At 46.7% G+C, this 21,990-nt stretch carries 18 protein-coding genes; all 18 read left to right on the plus strand.

Going from position 1 to position 21,990, the window contains the following annotated elements; translation table 11 throughout:
• Positions 1-61: 61 nt before the first annotated feature.
• Entirely contained in the window at positions 62-475 is a 414-nt protein-coding gene (locus tag ACIFQM_RS10770) for a F0F1 ATP synthase subunit epsilon (RefSeq protein WP_430038650.1), read from the plus strand.
• A gap of 349 nt (positions 476-824) precedes the next feature.
• Complete coding sequence (locus ACIFQM_RS10775; RefSeq protein ID WP_025683770.1) at positions 825-1,076, plus strand: DUF1146 family protein; 252 nt, start codon at positions 825-827, stop codon at positions 1,074-1,076.
• A gap of 322 nt (positions 1,077-1,398) precedes the next feature.
• Positions 1,399-2,748, plus strand: a complete 1,350-nt coding sequence (murA, locus tag ACIFQM_RS10780) for a UDP-N-acetylglucosamine 1-carboxyvinyltransferase (RefSeq protein ID WP_430038648.1) — start codon at positions 1,399-1,401, stop codon at positions 2,746-2,748.
• Between the two features lie 232 nt (positions 2,749-2,980).
• Entirely contained in the window at positions 2,981-4,408 is a 1,428-nt protein-coding gene (gene spoIID, locus ACIFQM_RS10785; RefSeq protein ID WP_430048705.1) for a stage II sporulation protein D, read from the plus strand.
• Between the two features lie 70 nt (positions 4,409-4,478).
• Positions 4,479-5,219 (plus strand): M23 family metallopeptidase, encoded by a 741-nt coding sequence (locus ACIFQM_RS10790; protein WP_014278464.1) that lies wholly within the window; start codon positions 4,479-4,481, stop codon positions 5,217-5,219.
• A 199-nt stretch (positions 5,220-5,418) separates the two neighbouring features.
• On the plus strand, positions 5,419-5,706 hold the full coding sequence (gene spoIIID, locus ACIFQM_RS10795; RefSeq protein WP_007432737.1) for a sporulation transcriptional regulator SpoIIID: 288 nt from the start codon (positions 5,419-5,421) through the stop codon (positions 5,704-5,706).
• 172 nt (positions 5,707-5,878) lie between these two features.
• Entirely contained in the window at positions 5,879-6,877 is a 999-nt protein-coding gene (locus tag ACIFQM_RS10800) for a rod shape-determining protein (protein ID WP_430038643.1), read from the plus strand.
• A gap of 122 nt (positions 6,878-6,999) precedes the next feature.
• On the plus strand, positions 7,000-7,884 hold the full coding sequence (locus ACIFQM_RS10805) for a flagellar hook-basal body protein (RefSeq protein ID WP_430038641.1): 885 nt from the start codon (positions 7,000-7,002) through the stop codon (positions 7,882-7,884).
• Positions 7,885-7,897: 13 nt separating this feature from the next.
• Entirely contained in the window at positions 7,898-8,725 is an 828-nt protein-coding gene (locus ACIFQM_RS10810) for a flagellar hook-basal body protein (RefSeq protein ID WP_430038639.1), read from the plus strand.
• 10 nt (positions 8,726-8,735) lie between these two features.
• Positions 8,736-8,948 (plus strand): DNA-directed RNA polymerase subunit beta, encoded by a 213-nt coding sequence (locus ACIFQM_RS10815; protein ID WP_430038637.1) that lies wholly within the window; start codon positions 8,736-8,738, stop codon positions 8,946-8,948.
• Between the two features lie 402 nt (positions 8,949-9,350).
• A complete protein-coding gene (locus ACIFQM_RS10820) occupies positions 9,351-9,515 on the plus strand; it encodes a hypothetical protein (RefSeq protein WP_430038635.1) in 165 nt (54 codons plus the stop codon).
• 340 nt (positions 9,516-9,855) lie between these two features.
• Positions 9,856-10,302 carry a 3-hydroxyacyl-ACP dehydratase FabZ gene (gene fabZ, locus ACIFQM_RS10825; RefSeq protein ID WP_430038633.1) on the plus strand — a complete coding sequence of 149 codons (447 nt, stop codon included), beginning with the start codon at positions 9,856-9,858 and terminating at the stop codon, positions 10,300-10,302.
• A 96-nt stretch (positions 10,303-10,398) separates the two neighbouring features.
• Positions 10,399-12,117, plus strand: coding sequence for a phospho-sugar mutase (locus tag ACIFQM_RS10830; RefSeq protein WP_430038631.1), 1,719 nt, complete (start codon positions 10,399-10,401; stop codon positions 12,115-12,117).
• A gap of 260 nt (positions 12,118-12,377) precedes the next feature.
• Positions 12,378-14,393 carry a DUF5693 family protein gene (locus ACIFQM_RS10835; RefSeq protein ID WP_430038629.1) on the plus strand — a complete coding sequence of 672 codons (2,016 nt, stop codon included), beginning with the start codon at positions 12,378-12,380 and terminating at the stop codon, positions 14,391-14,393.
• Positions 14,369-15,505 carry a polysaccharide pyruvyl transferase CsaB gene (csaB, locus tag ACIFQM_RS10840; RefSeq protein WP_430039052.1) on the plus strand — a complete coding sequence of 379 codons (1,137 nt, stop codon included), beginning with the start codon at positions 14,369-14,371 and terminating at the stop codon, positions 15,503-15,505. Before ACIFQM_RS10835 ends, csaB begins: the two co-directional genes overlap by 25 nt.
• Positions 15,506-15,513: 8 nt before the next feature.
• Positions 15,514-16,275 (plus strand): WecB/TagA/CpsF family glycosyltransferase, encoded by a 762-nt coding sequence (locus ACIFQM_RS10845; protein ID WP_430038628.1) that lies wholly within the window; start codon positions 15,514-15,516, stop codon positions 16,273-16,275.
• Between the two features lie 137 nt (positions 16,276-16,412).
• Positions 16,413-17,543: an MraY family glycosyltransferase gene (locus ACIFQM_RS10850; protein WP_430038626.1), complete on the plus strand. Its 1,131-nt coding sequence runs from the start codon at positions 16,413-16,415 to the stop codon at positions 17,541-17,543.
• A gap of 192 nt (positions 17,544-17,735) precedes the next feature.
• Positions 17,736-21,755, plus strand: coding sequence for an S-layer homology domain-containing protein (locus ACIFQM_RS10855; protein ID WP_430038624.1), 4,020 nt, complete (start codon positions 17,736-17,738; stop codon positions 21,753-21,755).
• The last annotated feature ends 235 nt before the right edge of the window (positions 21,756-21,990 follow it).

Below are 21,990 nucleotides of genomic sequence, written 5' to 3' on the forward strand. Positions count from 1 at the left end.
CAAAGAATAGCCGAGCCTTACGAAGTGAGCTGTCTACGGACAGCTTTCAGGAGGGATTCAAGTGAGCACATATTTATTGGAGATTGTGACGCCGGAGCGCCTGGTCTTTGCAGAACAGGTAAACAGCATCAGTGTTCGCGGCTTGGAAGGCGATCTCGGGATTTTACCCGGACACCTTCCCTTGGTCACTCCCTTGAAGATTGCGCCGGTACGTATTAAAACTGGCGGTCAGACAGAAGTGATTGCGGTCAATGGGGGCTTTGTCGAAGTCCGCAAGGATAAAGTGGTCATTTTGGCTGAAAGTGCGGAGCGTCCCGAGAATATTGATGTGGAGCGTGCCCGTGCGGCAAGGGAACGGGCAGAGCTGCGACTCCAGAGCAAACAGGATAAAGTAGACCATCATCGGGCGGAGGTAGCCCTGCAACGGGCACTTAATCGTCTAAATGCAACGAGCATCAGAACCAATAAGAATTAACATTGAGTTTTTAACTGGATTGTAAAAGGGTTCGACATGGTATACGGATGGAATGACAAGAAGACCGCTTCATGGTTTCTGCCAAATGCTGTTACGGCAGAAGAAGAGGAGGTAGACTTTTCCTTCCTTCGATCACTGTGATCGATCCCTTTTTTGATATGATTCCCAAAAATACAGTCCCATTTCTTGCTTATTAGCTAGGTACATAGTACCTTTTAAATTCACGAAACAGAAGGAAATGTTCGTATTTTGTCGAAAAAATTGTCCTGAAAGTAGAAATAGCACTGGCATATTAGGCGTTCGCCGAGTATTATAAAGAAGTCTGTGACGCAGATGGGAGGGATTACGGATGAACGGGAAGCAGCAATTGGCTGAACAGTTAAGTCAATCGGCGAGTATGACCGCGCTGGTCTCCATGATCGTGTCGCTCATTTGTATAGCGCTAGCTTGGTGGGCTTTACAGAGCTTAAAGCTGGATTTATTCATCAGGCATCCTAAGGGACCACAGGGCAGATTGTTACACTTGTTTCTTGCCATTATTCTGGGGCAGCTGGTGTCTGGCTTTCTTTTAAGCTATATCTCATGGAGCCAGATGCTTTAGAATGTGTTTTAATATGAAGTGGGCGGGTTAATGACTTTATGGCCCTGTATCTGCGGGAATTGTCGAATAACATCGCGCCATATTGTTAACAATGGTAAACAAAAGAACTAAACGTGTATAGCTAGCCCGACAGGCTGGAAACACAATATTCTTCATGTTTAAAAAACGCTTGTATACTTGATTTAATCAGTGTTATGATGGCAGTTAGGGTATTAATAAAATCTTGTTTTTTTATGTAATGAAAAAGCAAGGCATGAAAATAGCGGAATATGTTCTTTTTTCCATGATGGAAAAGGGAAATGACGCGCGGAGGGAACCATAGATGAGCAAATTTATCGTCCGCGGTGGCAACAGATTGACCGGGAGTGTCAAAGTCAGCGGAGCCAAAAACTCAGTTCTGCCGATCATCGCCGCATCTCTTTTGGGAGAAGAAGGAGAAAGTGTTATCATTGATGCACCTCCTCTAGACGATGTGATGACCATTAACAAAGTGCTGGAGTCCTTAGGAGCAGGCGTTACATACCAAGACGAGGTCATTCGTGTTGACGCACGGAAGATAATTTCCTGTGAAGCCCCTTACGAGTGGGTTAGGAAAATGCGCGCATCGTTTTTGGTTATGGGGCCGTTGCTTACACGTTTGGGACACACAAGAATTTCGCTTCCAGGCGGATGTGCAATTGGTACGCGACCGATTGATCAGCATTTGAAGGGTTTTGAAGCATTGGGTGCCGAGATTAGTCTGGGCCAAGGGTTTATTGAAGCTAAAATTAACGGGCGTCTGCGTGGAGCCAAAGTTTATTTGGATGTAGCCAGCGTAGGTGCGACCGAAAATATTATGATGGCCGCTACTCTTGCGGAGGGCATTACCACCATTGAAAATGCTGCGAAGGAACCTGAGATCGTCGATCTTGCGAATTTCCTGAACGGTATGGGTGCCAAGGTGCGCGGTGCAGGTACAGGCGTTATTCGCATTGAAGGTGTTGAAAAGCTGCACGGTGTGAAGCATACGGTCATTCCCGACCGGGTAGAAGCAGGTACTTACATGGTTGCTGCTGCGATCACAGGCGGGAACGTATATGTAGAAGGCGCGATATCGGACCATTTGGGACCGGTTATCTCCAAGATGGAAGAAATGGGTGTAATCATTCAACCGGATGAAAATGGAATTCGCGTGATTTCGGATAAACCGTTAAAGGCCGTTGATGTTAAAACGTTGCCTTATCCTGGTTTCCCTACGGATATGCAGTCCCAGATGATGGCACTTCAACTTGCCGCTGAAGGCACCAGCATTATCACGGAAACCGTGTTTGAAAATCGCTTTATGCATGTGGATGAATTTCATCTGATGAATGCGGAGATTAAAGTTGAAGGCCGTTCCGCAATTGTAACCGGCAATGCTAAATTGACAGGTGCAAAAGTGACCTCGACAGATTTACGTGCAGGTGCTGCTTTGATTCTGACTGGACTGATTGCGGAAGGTACAACGGAGGTATCCGGCGTACAACACATCGACCGTGGTTATGTTCATCTGGCTGAGAAGCTGACCGGGTTAGGCGCCGACATTTACAGAGTTACGGTAGAAGAGCCCAAGCTGGATATCTCCAGTGCTGAGCGCGTCATACCAGAACCGACATCAGGGAATCTGTTTAAGATTCAGCCTTCCCTCGCCTAAGCTTTAGAGTATATAGCCTCATGCGGCTACATGCTGTGACATTTACGAACAAGTGAGGAACCAAGTCCATAAAGGGCTTGGTTTTTTTTATGTTTAAGCCTGTCTTTTTCATTCTTTCAGTTCTCTTAAAAGGGTTCTACCAAAGTGGACGACCTCATATGATTGAAAATATCTGCTGGAGCATATCTCTGCTTCCAGCCGGACTCAAGCTCTTTGATGGAGGTTTCAGCTTATGAAAGATTCACAGGTTCGTATTCGTATACCGATTCATCACTCCAAGGAACACCGCCGGGCTTCTCCTGAGGGAGGCAGTCACGGCTCTATAGCCGTTGTACAGGCAGGGCGTCCTGTGCCACAGCAGATCGTTCCGCCGGGCGCGTCAGCTCCTGACAGAGTGACCTTCACCGCCCGGCGCACGGCGGCGGCGGTCACTCCCGCGCAGCGCCCTATCCCCGCGTCGCCGCCCGTCTCTGGGGCAGCTACGACCCGCGGCAGCCTGCCGCCCGCGCTGCTGCCGCATCTACGGCCTTCTGCCGGGCGCGTCCCGCGCTGGGGCAACCGTGGCCCATGGCTGCCCGCCGCGGCTATGGTGGGCCTACTGGCGCTAGCGCTGGCCGTGCCCGCACTGCTGGCATGGCCTCGCCACACGGCGCAGACGTTGCCGCCTGGCAACCGCACAGCCACGTCTGCGGTTGCGAAGGGCGAGGCGCCTGTTACACGCCTGCCGGGCGTCCCGCCGATTCCTGCGGTGCCCGCCGCGCCAGCGCGCAGTGTACCAGCGGCGGCAGAGCCGGACGTGCGCGTGTACGTCACGTCCACCGGTCGCACGGAGACGCTGCCGCTGGAGCAATACATTGTCGGCGTAGTAGCAGCCGAAATGCCGCCCAGCTTCGAGGGCGAGGCGCTGAAGGCGCAGGCTATTGCCGCGCGTACCTTCATTGCTCGGCGTTTGCTGGCTGATGACACCAGCGGCGCTCCGGCGGGGGCGGATGTGACCGATACGGTTAAGCACCAAGCCTACATTTCCAAAGCCAAACTGAACAGAGAGTGGGGGCATGCTGGCAAATCCGCAGAACTGGCCAAAATCCGGCAGGCTGTACGCGACACCAAGGATACAATCATGGTATATGAGGGTAAACCGATTACCGCTTCCTTTTTTTCTACCAGTAACGGCTATACTGAAAATTCAGAGGATGTATGGGCCAAGGCTGTGCCTTATTTACGGAGTGTGTCAAGTCCATGGGACAAGCAGCTTGCCCCCCGTTATGCAGAAACCATCACGCTGAGCCGTCAGAATGTGCTTGATAGATTGGGATTGAGCCGCCGTACGGCGATAGCCGCTTCTACTGGAGGAGGGAATATACCGGAAATTCGGGTACTTTCCAAGACAAAGGGGCATCGGATCAAACAGATCGAGGTAGGAGGCACTATTTTTACAGGACCGGAAATCCGAAACAAGCTGGGGCTGCGTTCTGCTGAATTTACGTGGAAGGCCGAAGGAGATCGGATCGCCATTACAACCTACGGCTACGGACATGGTGTCGGTATGAGCCAATGGGGAGCTAATGGAATGGCCAAGGAAGGACATACCGCCACTCAAATTCTCCTTCACTATTACACGGGCGTTTCTTTTGCCCAAGCCTCTCGTATTCTAAGTTAGTAAATTTTTCAAAACTTTGAAGTATAAAAGAGTTGCACCCGGTAACACTGGTTACTGAGGTGATGAGCAAATGAGTGAACAAAATAAAAACCAGAACCAAAATCATGAAGAAACACCCAAAACCTTTCAGGGTGGAAGGGCTTCACGGCCGTCTTCGTGGAAAAAGCTGTTGTCCAAAAGGTGGGCATACCCGGCAGCCTATATTGCCGCAGCAGCCATTATACTAACCCTAGTGTGGGTCTATCAGGATGCCAGCCAGAAGTCTTTCAAACCTGACCCAGCTAATTCATCGGTACAGAATACATCAACGGTCAATACCGATGTCACCGGACAACAGCCTGAAAGTATGGAGGTCGTTGCCCAGTCGGAAAATCTCGCATGGCCGGTGGCGGATGCTGCCGCAGTACAGGTCGTAAAGCCATTCTTTGACGAAAACGCGACAGCTGACGAACAGGCGGCTGCGATGGTAGAGTACGATAAAACCTTTACCGCCAACACTGGCATTGATCTTTCTCGCGCTGATGATCAAACGTTCGAGGTGAGAGCCGCCCTCAGTGGTAAGGTGACCCGTGTGGAACAACACCCGCTGGTTGGCAACGTTGTGGAAATTACGCATGATAACAATCTCAGAACCGTTTACCAAAGCCTGAACGATCTGAAAGTAAAAGAAGGCGATCAAGTAAAACAGAACGATGTTATCGCTTCGGCGGGTCGTAATGAACTTGAAAAGGATTTGAAAACACATCTGCATTTTGAAGTGTATCAGGATGCCAAGCCAGTGAATCCAACCGGTCTGCTTCCTAAAAAATAAATTCGGCAATAGCTTTTCATGCAAAGCGGGGGATCATCATCCCTCGCTTTTTCTTGTGCTTTTGTAGTTCATGAGGTAAACATAAGTTGCTTTTCCAAATAAATAGGCCTTCCGAAGCATGTCTTCCCGCCATACTGCGAATATATAGGCATACTCCTCATATAATGTACCAAACTATCCACAGTGGGGAGGCGGGAGCGTGCACGATTACATCAAGGAACGGACCATCAAAATCGGTCGCTGTATCGTGGAAACAAGGAATACGGTCCGTACGATTGCCAAGGAATTTGGTGTCTCCAAGAGCACGGTGCATAAAGATCTGACCGAACGGCTGCCTGAAATCAACCCGGACCTTGCAGATCAGGTGAAGCACATTCTCGAATACCATAAATCCATTCGTCATCTGCGGGGAGGAGAAGCGACGAAAATTAAGTACAAAAAAACGAGCGGAAAAAGAAGGGAGATCCTTGTTTCAGGCAAGTCTTAAAAATATATCGTGAATTGGCTGGCAAAGCCATTGAATCAACCCCCTGAAGTATGATATGTTAAAAGATGGTACAAGATCGAAAAATGACATGTAACCGTAGGTTTATACATATATTTGCCGCTTCTTGTCGAATCTTAGCTTTTTAAAATATCACTTTGGGGGCCTTTTTAATATGTTCAGTAATGATATCGGTATCGACCTCGGTACGGCCAACGTGCTTATCCACGTCAAAGGGAAGGGGGTTGTTCTTGACGAACCTTCCGTTGTTGCAATAGAAAGCGATACAAAAAGAGTTCTGGCTGTCGGAGAGGAGGCACGCCGTATGGTTGGACGTACTCCCGGTAATATCATAGCCATCCGTCCACTGCGCGACGGTGTCATCGCCGATTTTGAAGTGACTGAAGCCATGCTAAAATATTTTATCAATCGTGTAGGGGGGAAAAGCTGGTATAGCCACCCTCGTATTCTGATCTGTGCGCCGACGAACATTACCTCAGTGGAACAAAAAGCGATCCGTGAAGCGGCGGAGCGTAGCGGGGCTAAAGAAGTATTTTTGGAGGAAGAGCCAAAAGCAGCTGCCATCGGGGCAGGAATGGATATTTTTGAGCCTAGTGGCAACATGGTTGTGGATATTGGTGGTGGAACAACAGACGTTGCGGTTCTCTCTATGGGGGATGTAGTAACGGCTTCTTCTATTAAAATGGCAGGGGACAAGTTTGATTCTGCCATCATGAAATACGTGAAAACAAAGTACAAGCTTTTGATCGGGGAACGTACGGCAGAAGATATTAAAATCGCCATCGGCACCGTGCATCCGAGCGGAAGACAGGCAGAGATGGATATCCGGGGACGAGATATGGTATCCGGGTTGCCTAAAACGTTAAGTATTTCTGCGGCTGAAGTGCAGGATGCGCTCAGAGATCCTGTGTCAGCGATTGTTGCTGCGGCCAAGTTTGTATTGGAGCAGACCCCACCGGAGCTGTCAGCCGACATTATTGACCGCGGTGTTATTTTGACAGGCGGCGGCGCGTTACTGAGCGGATTGGACGAGCTGCTTGCCGAGGAGCTGCGTGTTCCGGTGCTGGTTGCTGAAGATCCGATGCATTGTGTCGTCAAGGGCACAGGAATTATGCTGAATAATTTGGATCACGTCGTTAAGAAAAAGTTCTAATCTGCCGATAGTGAATATAAGCGACTCGTGTGCGGTCAGGGAGGCTATCTAGGTTTTGGCTTCCATGCCTCCGTACGAGCAGATATTTGATCAGGAGAGTATAGGATTGGGGTGCACGATACATGTTGAGAGGTTTATATACTGCGGCTGCCGGAATGACAACGCAACAACGACGCCATGACACCGTGACGCAAAATATTGCCAATATGAACACGACCGGATACAAGCAGGAAAACAGTGTTCAGCGTTCTTTTCCCGAAATGCTTATTTCGATGACTGGAGGCAATCCGGATAATCCGGACCGTACGGTCGGCAAGCTCAATACTGGCGTTTTTGCTGAGGAAAGCCTCTCTCCTTACATTCAGGGGGCATTGAAGGATAGCGGACAAGCTACGGATTTTGCGATACAGTCCAATATTAACGTGAACGACCCGGCAACCAATCGGCCTATGGCTTTTGATCGGGCGGGGAAATTCATCAATGCTAACGGTGAAGTCACCTATCGTCCGGAAGCGTTTTTTACGGTTCAGGACAGCAACGGTAATGTACGCTATACACGTGACGGGCATTTTCAGGTAAATGGAACGGGTGCGTTGCTCTCGTCGACTGGCTCAGCAGTGCTGGATACGAATGGAAAGCCGATTCAATTGACGGGGGCTGTTTCAGCGCTTAAAGTAAATGAGCGGGGCGAATTAGTGGACAAAGCCTCTAATCAGACGTTGGGAACGACGCTTGGAATCAGTGTCATTGACCGTCCATACCAGCTCGTTCGTGAAGGTAACGGGAATTTTCGTCTGAATGATACGGACGGTGCTACGGCCAGAACGATGACTGCAAATGATGTGGTAACTGTTCGTCAAGGCTATCTGGAAGTATCCAATGTGGACGCTTCGCAGTCGATGGTGGATATGATGGCTGCGTTAAGAGCGTATGAAGCGAATCAGAAGGTCATTCAATTTTATGATAAAAGCTTGGACAAGGCCGTTAATGAAGTAGGCCGTGTATAACAGGGGGTAAGTGATGAACAACTCCATGATCGGCGCAATGGTATCTATGGCCAGTGTGCAGCAGCGCTTGGATTTGATTGCCGATAATATCGCCAATGTCAATACGGTTGGTTATAAGAGTAAACAGGGTTCTTTTGAAGATGTGCTGGCCAATGTGCAGCAGCAACCTTCGACGTATCTCCAAAATGGACGGGCTATGCCGCTCGGCTATAATTTGGGCTACGGTGTGAAAATAGCCTCGGCTATGAAAAATATGGAGCAGGGACCGCTTAAAGAGACGGGGCTTCCTACCGATCTGGCGATCCAGGGCAATGCCATGTTCGAAGTTCAGGGAAATGGACAGAAGGCTTGGACGCGTGACGGAAGTTTTCATTTTGTTCCAGATCCGAATGACAGCAAAACGATGTTGCTGACAACTGCTGAAGGCTATCAAGTGCTGGATAACAATGATGTTCCTGTAACTGCTCCGTCTGGCTCCAAGGTAGCGATTAACCCGGACGGTGAATTGCTCATTCGCCCAGACGGAACGGGAAATCCAATAGCTGGTCAGCGGATTAAGCTGATGGATGTGCAACGTCCAGAAGGATTGGAACAGCGCGATGATAACCTGTTCGTGCTAGCATATGGTGTGACAGAAGCGAATGTATTTGGTGCAGCAGGTGTAGCGGGCGCTGTTCCAGCGGACGTATCTGTACGTTCCGGCTATTTGGAACAGTCTAATGTGGATTTAGCGGGTGAAATGACGGACATGATGCAAGTTCAGCGAATGTATCAATTGGCGGCACGGGCGCTGACTTCTAGCGATACAATGTTGAACCTGGCTAACAATCTGAGGGCATAGGGATTTGGTGATGAAAGAAGAACAACCCGATTCCCGTCCGGTGCCTGAAAAGGCGAAGTCTCGCTGGCGTACTGCCCGTTATTTCGTAATCCCGTTGCTATTCCTATTCTCGCTGTTGGGTGGTTTGATTGCAGGATATGTGATCGTAGGCAAGCAAGGACTGGCAGGAGTATTTGAATGGAAAACCTGGCAGCATGTCATTGATCTTATATTTGCGCCTTAAATTCACTTTAAAAGAGTGGGGCGGTGGGAAAAGGTCGCTCCGCGAATGATTTGATCTTACGATCGCTGTTGCAACGGGATTTTCTTATTTTATAAGTTATTCAGATGTAAAAATCCCGTTGCAAAGGCGAACGTTGACGCTTCTCCAGATTCAAATCCTTCGCTCCGCTACTACCCGCCATCGAGCCCACTCTTGTTAAGGTAAATCAACCCGCAATTTGTGTGGGTAGTATATAAAAACAACAAAACCCTGTGCCAGCAGCGCAGGGTTTTGTTGTGCCTTCAACGGCAGGGGCCCTCCAACTCAGCACGTCGTTGGAGGGTCAATGAAGGCCATCGCAGGGGCCTTCGGTGTTGTTCCGCCTTCACGCCAAGCGAGTATTATTGAAGCGAGGCTTTATTTTTGAGCCAAAAACAACTTGGCGGAGAGGTTTATTTGAATCTGGAGAAGCGGCAGCGTTCGCCTTTGCCCCTGAATTTTAACCGTATCGGGTTTTTAAATAATGAAAAAATTAAGGGGCAACAGCGATCGGAAGATCAAATAAATCGCGCAGCCCGTCCCCCTTGACTCAATTTGAAGCTCTGCTTCACCCCATAATAGGAGCACCCAATATGGTACTTCCGCGTAATTTTCTTTTTACATCTGATAACTGTATAATGATGGGGAAGTTTAAACACTGCGGGGTAAGACCAAGCACGGGCAAAAGGGCCTCTTCGCGCCTCTGGTTGCATAACCGGCGGAAAAAGCCCCTTATCTCAACCTTCACTTCTGCAGTAGGTGAAGGATATCTAACATTGTTACCGCTTTGAACTGTTATTATGCAGCGCAGGCGGGGTAATATTATGCTTGCAGTGGCTCTATTTTGTTAAGAGCCTGAACCCTGCAAGCGAGAGGAGTTATTAAAGTAATGGACAAATTGCAATTGGATGTTAATCAAATTCAGGAGATTATCCCGCATCGGCCGCCGTTTTTGTTGGTGGACCGCATTATAGAGCTGGAGGAAGGGAAAAGAGCAGTAGGTATTAAAAATGTAACAGTGAATGAGCCTCATTTCATTGGACATTTTCCGGGTTATCCTGTTATGCCGGGTGTGCTGATTACCGAAGCCTTGGCTCAGGTAGGTGCATTCGCACTGCTGCATCTGGAAAGCAATCGCGGGAAAATTGGTTTCTTGGCAGGGCTGGATGGCTTCCGTTTTCGCGGACAGGTGGTTCCTGGGGATACGCTGACGCTTGAAGTGGAAATAACCCGTTCCAAAGGAGCATTCGGCAAAGGGAAGGCTACGGCTAAGGTAGGTGATACAGTAGTAGCTGAGGGCGAGATTCTGTTTGCATTGTCCGATCCTCCCCAATAAGCAAGCTCCGCTGACATAAGCACGACGTCTGAACCGAGTGCATGTGTACATAGAAATCCTGTCTTGACCAACCAAAAACGGAGAGGGGAAATTGGCATGACGCAGTTGAGTAAAAAAGCATTGGAAAGCATTGAGAGCTGGCTGCATGACCCTTATATTGATGAAGAAACCAAACAGGAGTTGCGCGCATTGGAAGGCAACGAGCAGGAGTTGGAGGATCGCTTTTACAAAGAGCTGGAATTCGGCACAGGTGGTCTGCGCGGAGTGATCGGGGCGGGTAGCAACCGGATGAATCGTTACGTCATTGGACGTGCGACTCAGGGACTGGCTCGTTATATTTTGGAGCAGCATGCGGGGAAAGAAGGGAAGCCTTCGGTTGTAATCGCGCATGACTCGCGTCATTTCTCGCCAGAGTTTGCTTTGGATGCGGCTTTGGTGCTGGCAGGCAACGGCATCGTTGCCAAGCTGTTCCCGTCCTTGCGTCCAACGCCACAGCTTTCTTTTAGCGTACGACATTTGGGAGCCAGTGGTGGGATTGTCGTAACAGCAAGCCATAACCCTCCTGAATATAATGGATACAAGGTATACAACGATGAAGGTGGTCAGCTTGTTCCTGATCAGGCCGAGCAGGTTATCGGTTACATCCATGAGGTTCCTTCTTTTGCTGATATTCACCGTCTGACACGTGAAGAAGCAGAGGCCCAGGGCTTGCTGGTTTGGCTCGGAGAGCAAGAAGATGAAGCGTTTGTGGATACGGTAGCCAGTGTGAGTGTTAATCGTGAGCTGATTGCAGCGGGGCCGGGCAAAAACTTCAAGGTTGTTTTTACACCTCTTCATGGCTCAGGCAACGTACCGATTCGCCGCGTGCTGGAGAAAATCGGGTTTGAGCAGGTTCATATTGTGCCTGAACAGGAACAGCCAGATGCTGAATTTTCCACTGTTAAATCACCAAACCCGGAAGAACGCGATGCCTTCAAGCTGGCGATTGCGCTGGGTGAAAAGATTGGTGCGGACTTGTTGATCGGTACAGACCCGGATGCAGATCGCATGGGAGCGGTTGTGAAAAACCGTGACGGCGAGTATGTAGTATTGTCCGGTAATCAGTCTGGCGCGATCATGGTCTACTATTTATTGAACCAGCTAAAAGAAACGGGTAAGCTTCCAAGTAACGGAGCGGTCATTAAAACCATCGTAACGAGTGAAATGGGCGCAGTGATTGCTGAGCATTTTGGAGCAACCGTATTTAACACGCTTACGGGCTTCAAGTACATTGGTGAGAAAATGAATCAGTTTGACCAAACAGGCGATTATACCTACCTGTTTGGCTATGAGGAGAGCTACGGATATTTGGCAGGTAATTATGCCCGTGACAAGGATGCGGTCTTGGCGGCTATGCTGATCGCTGAAGTGGCTGCTTATTACAGTACCCAAGGCAAGACGCTGTATGATGTTCTAGAGGAGCTGTACGAGCAGTTTGGTTACTTTCTGGAGAAGCTGGAGTCCCGCACACTCAAGGGCAAGAATGGAGTAGCGCAGATTCAAGGCAAAATGACGGATTGGCGTACTACCCCTCCTCTGGAAATTGCAGGTGTGAAGGTGGAAAAAGTGCTGGATTACTCACAGGGTTTGGACGGACTTCCGCAAGAGAATGTGCTTAAGTTCTTACTGGAAGACGGTTCGTGGTTCTGCTTGCGTCCTTCCGGTACCGAGCCGAAGATTAAAGTATATTTTGCCGTACGAGGTTCCTCTCTGGCAGATGCTGAGCAAAGAATCAGCCGTCTGGTGGAAGCTGTTATGGCACGCGTAGACGCTTGAGCTAAATCCATTTATAATAGAATAGGGTAAGGTAATTGGATACGAACTAAGAAATCGGTGACCTCTCACGGCAAAGGGCAGTACGCCGTGGGGGTCATTTCTGTGTTGTAGAATAAACTGGAAGAGGCTTTGGGAAAATAAGCTTATTCCGGTGACGGAGGATTTTGCAAAATCCAATGAGTGGCCTGCCAACAACTGAGTAAGGGTAAGGTGAGCAGCGTTGGATTTTGAAAAATTCCGAATATTAAGGAGGTTCTTTGGTGTATCAGAAATGGCAGTATTGGAATACGGCTTCTCGAAAATGGTTATGGATTCTGGTTGCACTTGGCTTGCTGGCTTCCATTCCTGTAATTGCCGATCGTCTGCAGACAGAAGCATCAAGTAAAAAAGTAGAGATCATATTCGACTATCGGGATTTGACAGAGGCAGCTTCGTATCAGGCTCACCCGCAGGATTACCTGAATGAGCAGCTTGACCGCTTAAAACAGGCCGGTGTGAACAGTATGGCAATGTATGAAAGCACGCTGGATGATTTCCGTAAAGCAGGCCATGTTGTAACCTATACGACTCAGAACATCTCTGATATGGAAAAACGGGTATCACCCGCCAACGAAAATTTTACGTACGTTGTTTTCACTGATCAGGAAAACGCTGCGGCATTGAGGCCGTTAATTGAACGTACTTTTAACAGTCTGGACATTAACGTAAAACCATGGACTTATCAGGGTCATGAAGGGCTCGTAGTAGAAACTTCTCCAGAGGATGCGTATCTCAAACCCATGCAGCCTGATCCGATTGCCATGAAACAACTTCGGAGTAAAGGATTTTTTATCGTTCCTCGGATGAGCGACAGTCTTCCTTACAATCAGGAATTGACGGAAGAGACGTTGGCTTCTTTTCAGGAGAATGGCGTAAAACGCATTTTGTTTGAAGGAGATTCTGTCAAGGGGTTTACAGATAATGAGAAAGAACACAGTCTGGCGGCATTCGCTCAATTACTGAACAAATACAATATTGGCCTGGCCGCTATTGAAAACTTGAAAAAACCGCAGGCAGGCTTCAACAAGCTGGCTTACGCTATAAAATATAACGTTGTGCGCCTGTACTCACTGAGCGACAAAGATTCAACGCTTGATGTGGAGACGTTGGCTGATCGTTTTGCATTGGCGACCAAGGATCGCAACATTCGCATGCTTTATCTTAATACAGCTCCGACCCGCAGTGTGGCTGAGGCCAAAGTGAAGGATTCTGTAGATAACTTGATCCATAGTTTGGACAAGCCGGGTAATGCTGTTCAACGGATGGAGAAAAAGGGATTTGAGCTGGGACAGGCTGAACCATTTCAAGTGGTTGATTCGTCGTACCAGCGTTATCTGAAATTGGTGGTTGTACTGGGGGCACTGGCTTTCTTCTCCATTATGGTGTCGTATTTTGTTCCAGCATTGACCTTGCTAGCATTTGGATTGGGACTGGTTGGATCAGCAGGTCTTTACGTTCTGAACTCCAGCTTGATGGAGCAGGGCTTGGCACTACTTGCAGCGATTAGCGGACCCACAGTTGCAATGGTTATTGCTGTACGTACGATTAGAATCAAACGTGAACAGGAGTCTGAGCTTTCAGTAGGTCGTCGTCTCGTTCAAGCACTTGTATTGTACGTCCAGACAGCAGTCTTGTCGTTGGCTGCTGTACCGTTTATTATTGCGTTATTGAATAGTATTGCTTACAGCCTTGTGCTGAACCAGTTTAGAGGCGTAAGCTTGCTTCACATTATGCCGATTTTTTTGGCGGCAGTATATATTTTCTTTTATCGGGGTGTCTCTATACGCGAAGAAATCTCAAAGCTGCTGCGCACGCCGATTACCGCACTATGGGTCATCGTACTGGCTGTTATTGGAGCCGCAGGAGTGTACTATTTGAGTCGTACCGGAAATGCGGGTACCGTGTCTAACACAGAGCTGGTTTTCCGAAATTTCCTTGAGAATGCATTTGGTGTGCGTCCACGTAATAAGGAATTCTTGATGGCACACCCACTGTTTATTGCAGGTGCATTCCTTGCGTTGAAATATCGCCAAGCGATCTATTTGCTGATTATCGCTGCTATTGGTCAAGCTTCTATGGTCGATACCTTTGCTCACATTCATTCGCCAGCGGCCCTCTCGCTTAGTCGTGGGCTGCTAGGATTGGGATTTGGTCTGATTCTGGGAATTATTGCAATTGTCGTGTGGCAAGTGCTGGAAGGATGTTGGAAGAAATGGTCACCACCGTTCAAACGATAATAATCTCGGGTTATTACGGCTTTCGCAATAGTGGAGACGAGGCAGTGCTCAAGTCGATTTTGACAGCATTAGAGGAGGAAAGCCGTCAGGCGGGTATTACGGTTAAGCCTGTTGTGCTGTCTTCGGACCCCGATTGGACGCAGAAGATGTACGGAGTAGAAGCCGTACCACGTATGAGTCTGGGAGAAGTTCGGAGAGCGATTAAAAACAGTGACGGATTAATCAGCGGCGGCGGAAGTTTGCTTCAGGACGCAACAAGTCCCAAAAGCATTCCTTATTATCTGGCGATTCTCAAGCTGGCTCAGTGGGCCGGAAAGCCGACGTTTGTGTATGCTCAAGGCATTGGTCCGGTACAACGGAAGATATTTTACCCTATGATCCGGTCTGTGTTTCAGCGCTGCGAATATGTATCTGTAAGAGATGAACAGTCTGCGGCGTTACTGGGTACCATGAAATTAAAACGCCCTGCTGTCGAGGTTGTTCCCGATCCCGTAATGGGGCTTCCATTGCCCTCCCATTCTGAAGGTTTACAGGGAGCGGCTGTCGAAGGGGGAAATGAACTTCCGATCGTTGGTGTGTCCGTACGTTATTGGGACAAGGAGCGTCGTGAATTAACCGCGATTGCAGATGGTTTGAAGAAATTAGCTGCTGGACGCCGTGTACATTTGCGCTTTTTTCCTTTCCATCTGCCAGACGATGAGCAGGCTTCTAGGATGGTAATGGAATTGTTAGGGGATGTTAGGGAAACAGGCAGCCGTGTCAGCATGTGTGAGCAGGTTACCGATCCTCAGCAGATGCTGCTGGAAGTCAGCCGTTGCAGTTTGATGATCGGGATGAGATTGCACAGCTTGATTTATGCAGCATCCCATCATGTGCCCCCGTTGGGGATATCCTATGATCCGAAAATTGACCATTTTCTCGGCCGCGTCGGTAGCCAGCCTGTAGGCACCACAGAAGCGCTGGATGGTCAAAAGCTGGCTAATGAGGCTATACGATTGCTGGATCAGCGGAGTCAATGGATCGAGAGCCAGGGAGCGGCAATTGCTTTGTTAAAAAGCGAGGCTCGCTTACCGGCACAGCATATCATTAATTACTTGTGTCGCAAAGGATGATGGATACAGTGACAGTTAATAAGGTTACGAATGTGCCAACCGTCCCGATTTTCGGTGTTCCGGTATCAAGGCTTAATATGAAAGATACATTAAACGTATTGATCCAAGCGGTAGAGTCTCGATGTCCGCATCAAGTAATTACTGCTAATCCAATTATGGTTATGGCTGCATTGGAAAATCCAATGTACATGTCCGTGATGAAGCAGGCGGAGCTCATCGTCCCGGATGGGACTGGCGTGGTTTGGGCCGCGAATTATGTAGGGCATCCAGTACCAGAACGTGTGGCGGGTTTTGATTTGTTACATGAATTACTTGGAGCTGGAGAAAACTATCATTGGAAGGTTTATTTGCTCGGATCGACATCCGAAGTGATTCAAGCGACTGCACAACGGGTACATGAGCTTTATCCCGGAATTACGGTTTGCGGCAAGCGTGACGGATTTTTTGGACCGGAAGAGGATGAAGCAGTGATTGCAGCTATTCGTGAAGCAAATCCCGATTTGCTGTTTGTAGCACGTGGAGCGGACACACAGGAGCCCTGGATTGGTAAATTTAAAGAACAATTAGGTGTTCCCGTGATGATGGGAGTGGGCGGTAGCTTCGATGTCATATCAGGTAAAGCTAAACGCGCTCCTAAATTGTTCCAAAAGTTCAGAGCTGAGTGGCTGTATAGGCTACTGAAAGAGCCAAGTCGCTACAAAAGAATGCTTGCGCTGCCGAAATTCGCCATGAAAGTGATGCGTGAAAAAGAAAACGTCACAAAAGTGTGATAAATAGCTTGAATCTGCCTTCAAAACCCGCTAATTTGCCAGAATATGAAGCTTGGTATTTATTTTCGATCAGAGTATAATTCAATGCGGTTACATCTGAAAAGGGATTGCTTTAAAATTGGGGGTCGAATGATCAAATGCTATTGATCTATATTATTGGTTTCATCATGGCACTGGGACTTGCGCTGTTATTGACACCGCTTGTCAAGAAATTTGCTGTGAAGGTTGGAGCCGTCGATGTGCCGAATGCCCGAAAGGTACATACCCGAATTATGCCGCGTCTTGGCGGTCTGGGGATCTTCCTGGCAGTTCTTTTGTCCTTATTGGCGATTTTACCTTTTGTGCCTGAAGGAATGCTGTCCTCAAGGGATATTAACTTTATCGCAGCCTTTTTGATTGGCGGAACGCTGATTACACTGATTGGTGCTCTCGATGATCGTTTTGATCTTAATGCAAAATTGAAATTTATGGCTCAAATTGCCGTTGCGTGTATGGTTGTATTTGCTTTTGATATTCGTGTTGATTTTGTGAATGTGCCTTTTCAGGATGCATACTCTTCTTTGGAAAGCTGGATCTCCATCCCGCTTACGATTTTCTGGATTGTAGGTGTAACGAATGCCATCAATTTGATTGATGGTCTGGATGGACTGGCTGCTGGTGTTTCGGGAATCGCAATCGGAACGATTTTTGTAATGTCTCTTCTGATGGGCAACTATATGGTTGCTATGCTTTGTCTGGTGCTGCTGGGCAGCATTGTCGGATTTCTGTTTTTTAACTTTCACCCTGCAAAAATATTTATGGGTGATACAGGATCTCTATTTTTGGGCTTCTGTCTGGCGATGCTGTCGATGCTTGGATTCAAACAGATCGCTATTGTATCGTTTATTACGCCATTGATCATTATCGGCGTACCTTTGTCAGATACATTCTTTGCAATCATTCGTCGCAAGTTGCAGAAGAAACCGATTTTTTCACCAGACAAAGGTCATTTACATCACTGCCTGCGTGAATTGGGCTTTAGCCACAGACAGACCGTATTGATCATTTACGCTATTGCTGCATTTTTCGGTGTATTAGCCGTGATTCAATCATATGCTGCGCTTAATGAAGCGAACTGGGTTATCTTTGTCGTGATATGTATTATGATGTTCTTCTTGCAGATTGGCGCCGAGGTTATTGGACTTGTTGGTAAAACCAAACGTCCGGTGATTAACACCTTGATTCGGTTGCTGGCTAAGCCAGATTCTCAGACTCGTTCGAAATTATAATTTTTTATTTTAAAAGTAAGCCTTCAAGCTTGGCGGTATACCGCGGGTTTGAGGGCTTTTTTGTTCTTCACTAAGAAAAAACTCCCTCCTTTTTTGCGTATTTACTAATTTTTTGTATGTTTGCTGCCGATAAAAAAGGTATTGAATGATTACGTGCCCCAAGGTGCGACAGAATCTAAGGAGGACAATGATTTGAAACGATTGCTATCTATGTTGCTGACGGTTGGTCTCATCATTGGCTTGGTGCCGGCGGCCCTGGTAGGCACGGCTCATGCTGCGACAGGAACTTATTTTATTTTTCCAAATGAAAAATACGACGTGGATTCAGCCAGATCGGTAAACACCGACCGTATCACAGTTAACGGAACGATTAATGGAGTGAACGGAAGCACAATTTCATATAGTGTATTCCAACTCTCCAAAAATGGAACGACGCTTAACGTGGTAAATAAAAACGAGAGCCAAAAAGGCGGAATCACGGTCACTGGCTCCACTCTTAAAATTTCAGACATTAAACTGTTTCCTGGTTTGAACCGAATCACATTCCAAAGCAGCCAAAACTCGGCGGATATGAAGGATTCTATTTACGTAGAGTACCAGGATGGACCAAAGGTTTATGATCTGTCTGCTACGCTGAACGGTAAAACTGAACAGTTAGTAGAGAACCAAACAGCTGTGCTCACAGACGCGGGTAATAACGGTACGGATGACGTTAAAGTGATCATTCAAGGTATAGCGCCTAATGCTGATAGCGTAACCCTCACGTCTGCAAAAAGCAGTAATACGTATACTGTTAACTCTTATACCGGTTATAAACTAACAGGAAGTGTTGTACTTAGTCCGGGTAAAAATATAGTGACTCTTAAAGTGGGTAACGGAACTCAGGCTCTAACGGTTACGCGTGAAATTACAATCTATACGGGCAAACCTGAATTTTCCGATTTGAACCTGAACATGGATGGGAATGTGTCGGCCGATCTGACCACTTCGCCTGACTTTACCGTATCATCTACGAGTGGAGTTGTTTTGAAGGGTAAGGTTTTGGTTCCAGGCGGTGCATCTGATCCGGGAGTGGCTACAATTAATGCAAGGTTTACAGATGTCAGTAACAATGGCAGTGCTGTGGGTAGTGCTAGTGGGATTGATGCCACGATTGATACTGCTAATGTGGTTACATCCAATGGCTATAAGGTATATCCATTTCAGGTGACTGTACCTTCAGGGGTTGTGGTGGATCATTTGACCAGAGTATCCTTGGGTCTAACTTATAGTGATACCAGTACCCCGCCTGCTCCATCTGCTGTCCAATTTACATTGCGCAGCAGCACTCAGCCGTATATTGATGATGTAAATTATCTTCCTGATTTTAACAATCAATTGTTGAACAGAATTAATGGTAGCGGGTCTGATCAGGCAACTGCCATAGATGAAGCTATGAAGTTAACTGGAAGCTCTATGAAGAACAAGACTACAGATGCTCCATCTGTTCCTGTAGGTATGGAGTTCATCGTTGTTAACGGTGCACCTTCTTCAATCAGTGAGCTTTCTGGAGTAACGGTTCATACTGTAGGATCACCTCAAGATGTGATTCGGACAATCAATGGCAAGCCAACACAAGTGAAGAAAATCATCGCTTATGTAGACACTTTGCCTAAAGAAGGACAGAACGTACTGAATTTTTACCTGAATGGTGACTCGACCAAGTTAATTAAAGCCACGGTGAATCTGTTGCAGGGTCCATTCATGAAGTATGATACGATTTATGACGGACAACAAATTCCGTTAAATACCTCCAGTTCAAACCTGAATACCTATAAGCTGACTCAATTGGGCTACTTTAAAGGTAAACTGCTTGATGTGAGCAACATAGCAGATATTCATTACACTGGAAGTAACCGTAATGTATTCCTGTATATTAATAATGTATTGGTTGATCTAGATGGCTCAGGGGCGGACTTTAAACTTGCTTCTTCCTCGGAACCAGCCGCAGCCAACGCACTGGCAAGCGGGAATAATGAAATCAAATTTGTGTACAAGCCAGGTATTGAATATAGCAATACGGTAAAAGTAAACTTTACACAGACCAATATTCCAGTAATTCCAGTTGCAAACACACAGGGGATTATTCCTTTTACACCTGTTAGTGGCTTGAGCAGTGCTCCGAAATATAGCGAAATTGCACCGAAAACAAAAGATGCTAATTTCACTAAAGTGGATGATACCAATTACAATACATCCCTGAAAAATATCAATGTATTTGGTACATTCAGTATTGCTGATTTGGGTAAAGCGGATCAGGTCAATGGTTCGCTAAGTGATATTTCCAATAAAGACCAATACATTTTGGAAATTAAAGGATCGGACGACAGCGAGGTTAATTGGACGCTGAATAATGAGTTTTACTCAGCCGAAGATGCTAAGACAACATACAACTCTGGTTCTATTACAGATAAATTTACAAATAAAGATTTAAAAGACCTGCTCGTGTACTATCATCCGGACAAAAAGTATTTCAGCTTTGTGTTGAAAAACCAAACTGTTCCGCAAGATGGAACACCAGTAGCCTATAACATTACCTTGTACAACAGTGGCAAGAGCGGACCATTTGCAACGTTCCGACTGCAAGTTTCTGGTCAATCCACATCTTTTGATATTTTGCGTCCGCTTCCTGAAAAGAGAATCGTGAATCAAAACTTTGTGCAAGTGGTTGTGAACGTAGGTAATGCAGATAGTGTTATGGTAGGTAAGGAAACAGCAGTTCAAGAGGGATTCGATTCTGATTATGATGGCACTGTTGATTACCCTTCAACCTACAAAGCCATCGTCACCGGTCTAAAGGCCAACAAAGATAATAAAATTGACGTAGTGGTTACAAAAGGTAAAGATAAACTGAAACAGACCATTACGGTTAAATATGTGCCTACCAATATTCCTGGTGAGCAATACATGGAAGCGATGAAAACATCGCACAAAGTGTTTGATGGTAATCTTACACTTGCTTTTGCTAAGGGAACTAGTCTGATTCGTCGGGATTATGATCAACCGCAGCAATTCAAAAATCAGGTTTTCTCTGGTCATACATTGTACTTTGCGATAGCAAATAGCGAAGACGGTGTGGTAGACCGGCATGAATTTGAAACTGAAAAAGCATTGTCAGATATGCGGAGCTTGATTGCAGATGGAAGTAGATACTTCAGCAGAGACTTCCCAACTCGTTTTACCAAGTCAAGCCCGGTATTCTGGATTGACCCAGGTACAGCAGATGATATCAAAACGGATGCTTACGATCCGGTAACTTATGGTGCCGATCCTTATCAACTGGCTAATAAGTCGCAAAATGACAGTAGTAAGATCAAAAACTTCTACTGGCGTGATCCTTCTAATGAATTAGTACCATCCAAGCGTGCAACATTAACCTTGACGTATGATAGCAGTATCGCGCAGGATGCAGGGAAACAAATGACAGTGTTCTATTTTGATTCGGATCTTAAAGATTGGCAGAACATTGGTGGTGTGGTAGATCCGAAGAAACATACCATTAAAGTACCGTTTGATCGTTTCGGCTACTATGTTGTAGCTAAGGTTGGAGAAACGTATAGTGATGTCATTAAACACAAGTACGCCAGAGATTACATTGAGTCCATTCTGGCTAAGGGTGTCATGAACCCAATGGATCCAATTAATAGCTTTGGACCTGACAGCTACATTAAAAGAGGCGAATTCACGTCTATGATTGTCAAAGGTCTGCAAATTCCTCTTAATTTTAGCGGTGCGAAGCATTTTGATGACGTCTCTATTCCAAATACGATATCGGCAGATGCCCTCTATGATTATCGTTATATTGAAACAGCCGCACGTGCCGGTATTGTAAAAGGTTCGCAACCAAGAATCTTTATGCCGGAAGATGTAATTACACGTCAGGATGTAGCGGTCATTATTGCCAAGGCATTGAATTTGAAGCTGGAGACAGATCATGACAAGATCATGAAGAACCTGTCTAAAACCTTTAAAGATGCAGACAAGATTGATTACTATGCACAAGCATCTGTGCTTGCGATTGCCAAGAAGGGCTTTATCACAGGTTCACCTGTTGATGCTAGTGATCTGAAAAAAGGATATATGTTTAATCCTACATCTCTGACCTTGCGTGGAGATGCAGCCGTTATCATAGCTAAAGTTATGGCTGATAAAAAGTTGCTTCCTAAAATCTAGATCCTTAAAAAACTGAATTTATTGAACATCCCTCCATGCGAAAATGGAATTCCCTTTCATATACATGAGAGGGATGTTTTTTGAAAATCAGCTATTTGACTGGGATTAAGGGCCTATGCCATAATAACAATGAGCAGATAACTGATAGGTAAGTTTATAGCGTTTTTGTTTTTGAACTACCATAAATGCATTTAAATTAACTACTTTTTTTTAAGTACTTATCTCAAAATGTGTT

The organism is Paenibacillus sp. NRS-1782 (assembly GCF_050467685.1).
GTDB classification, from domain to species: Bacteria; Bacillota; Bacilli; order Paenibacillales; family Paenibacillaceae; genus Paenibacillus; species Paenibacillus terrae_A.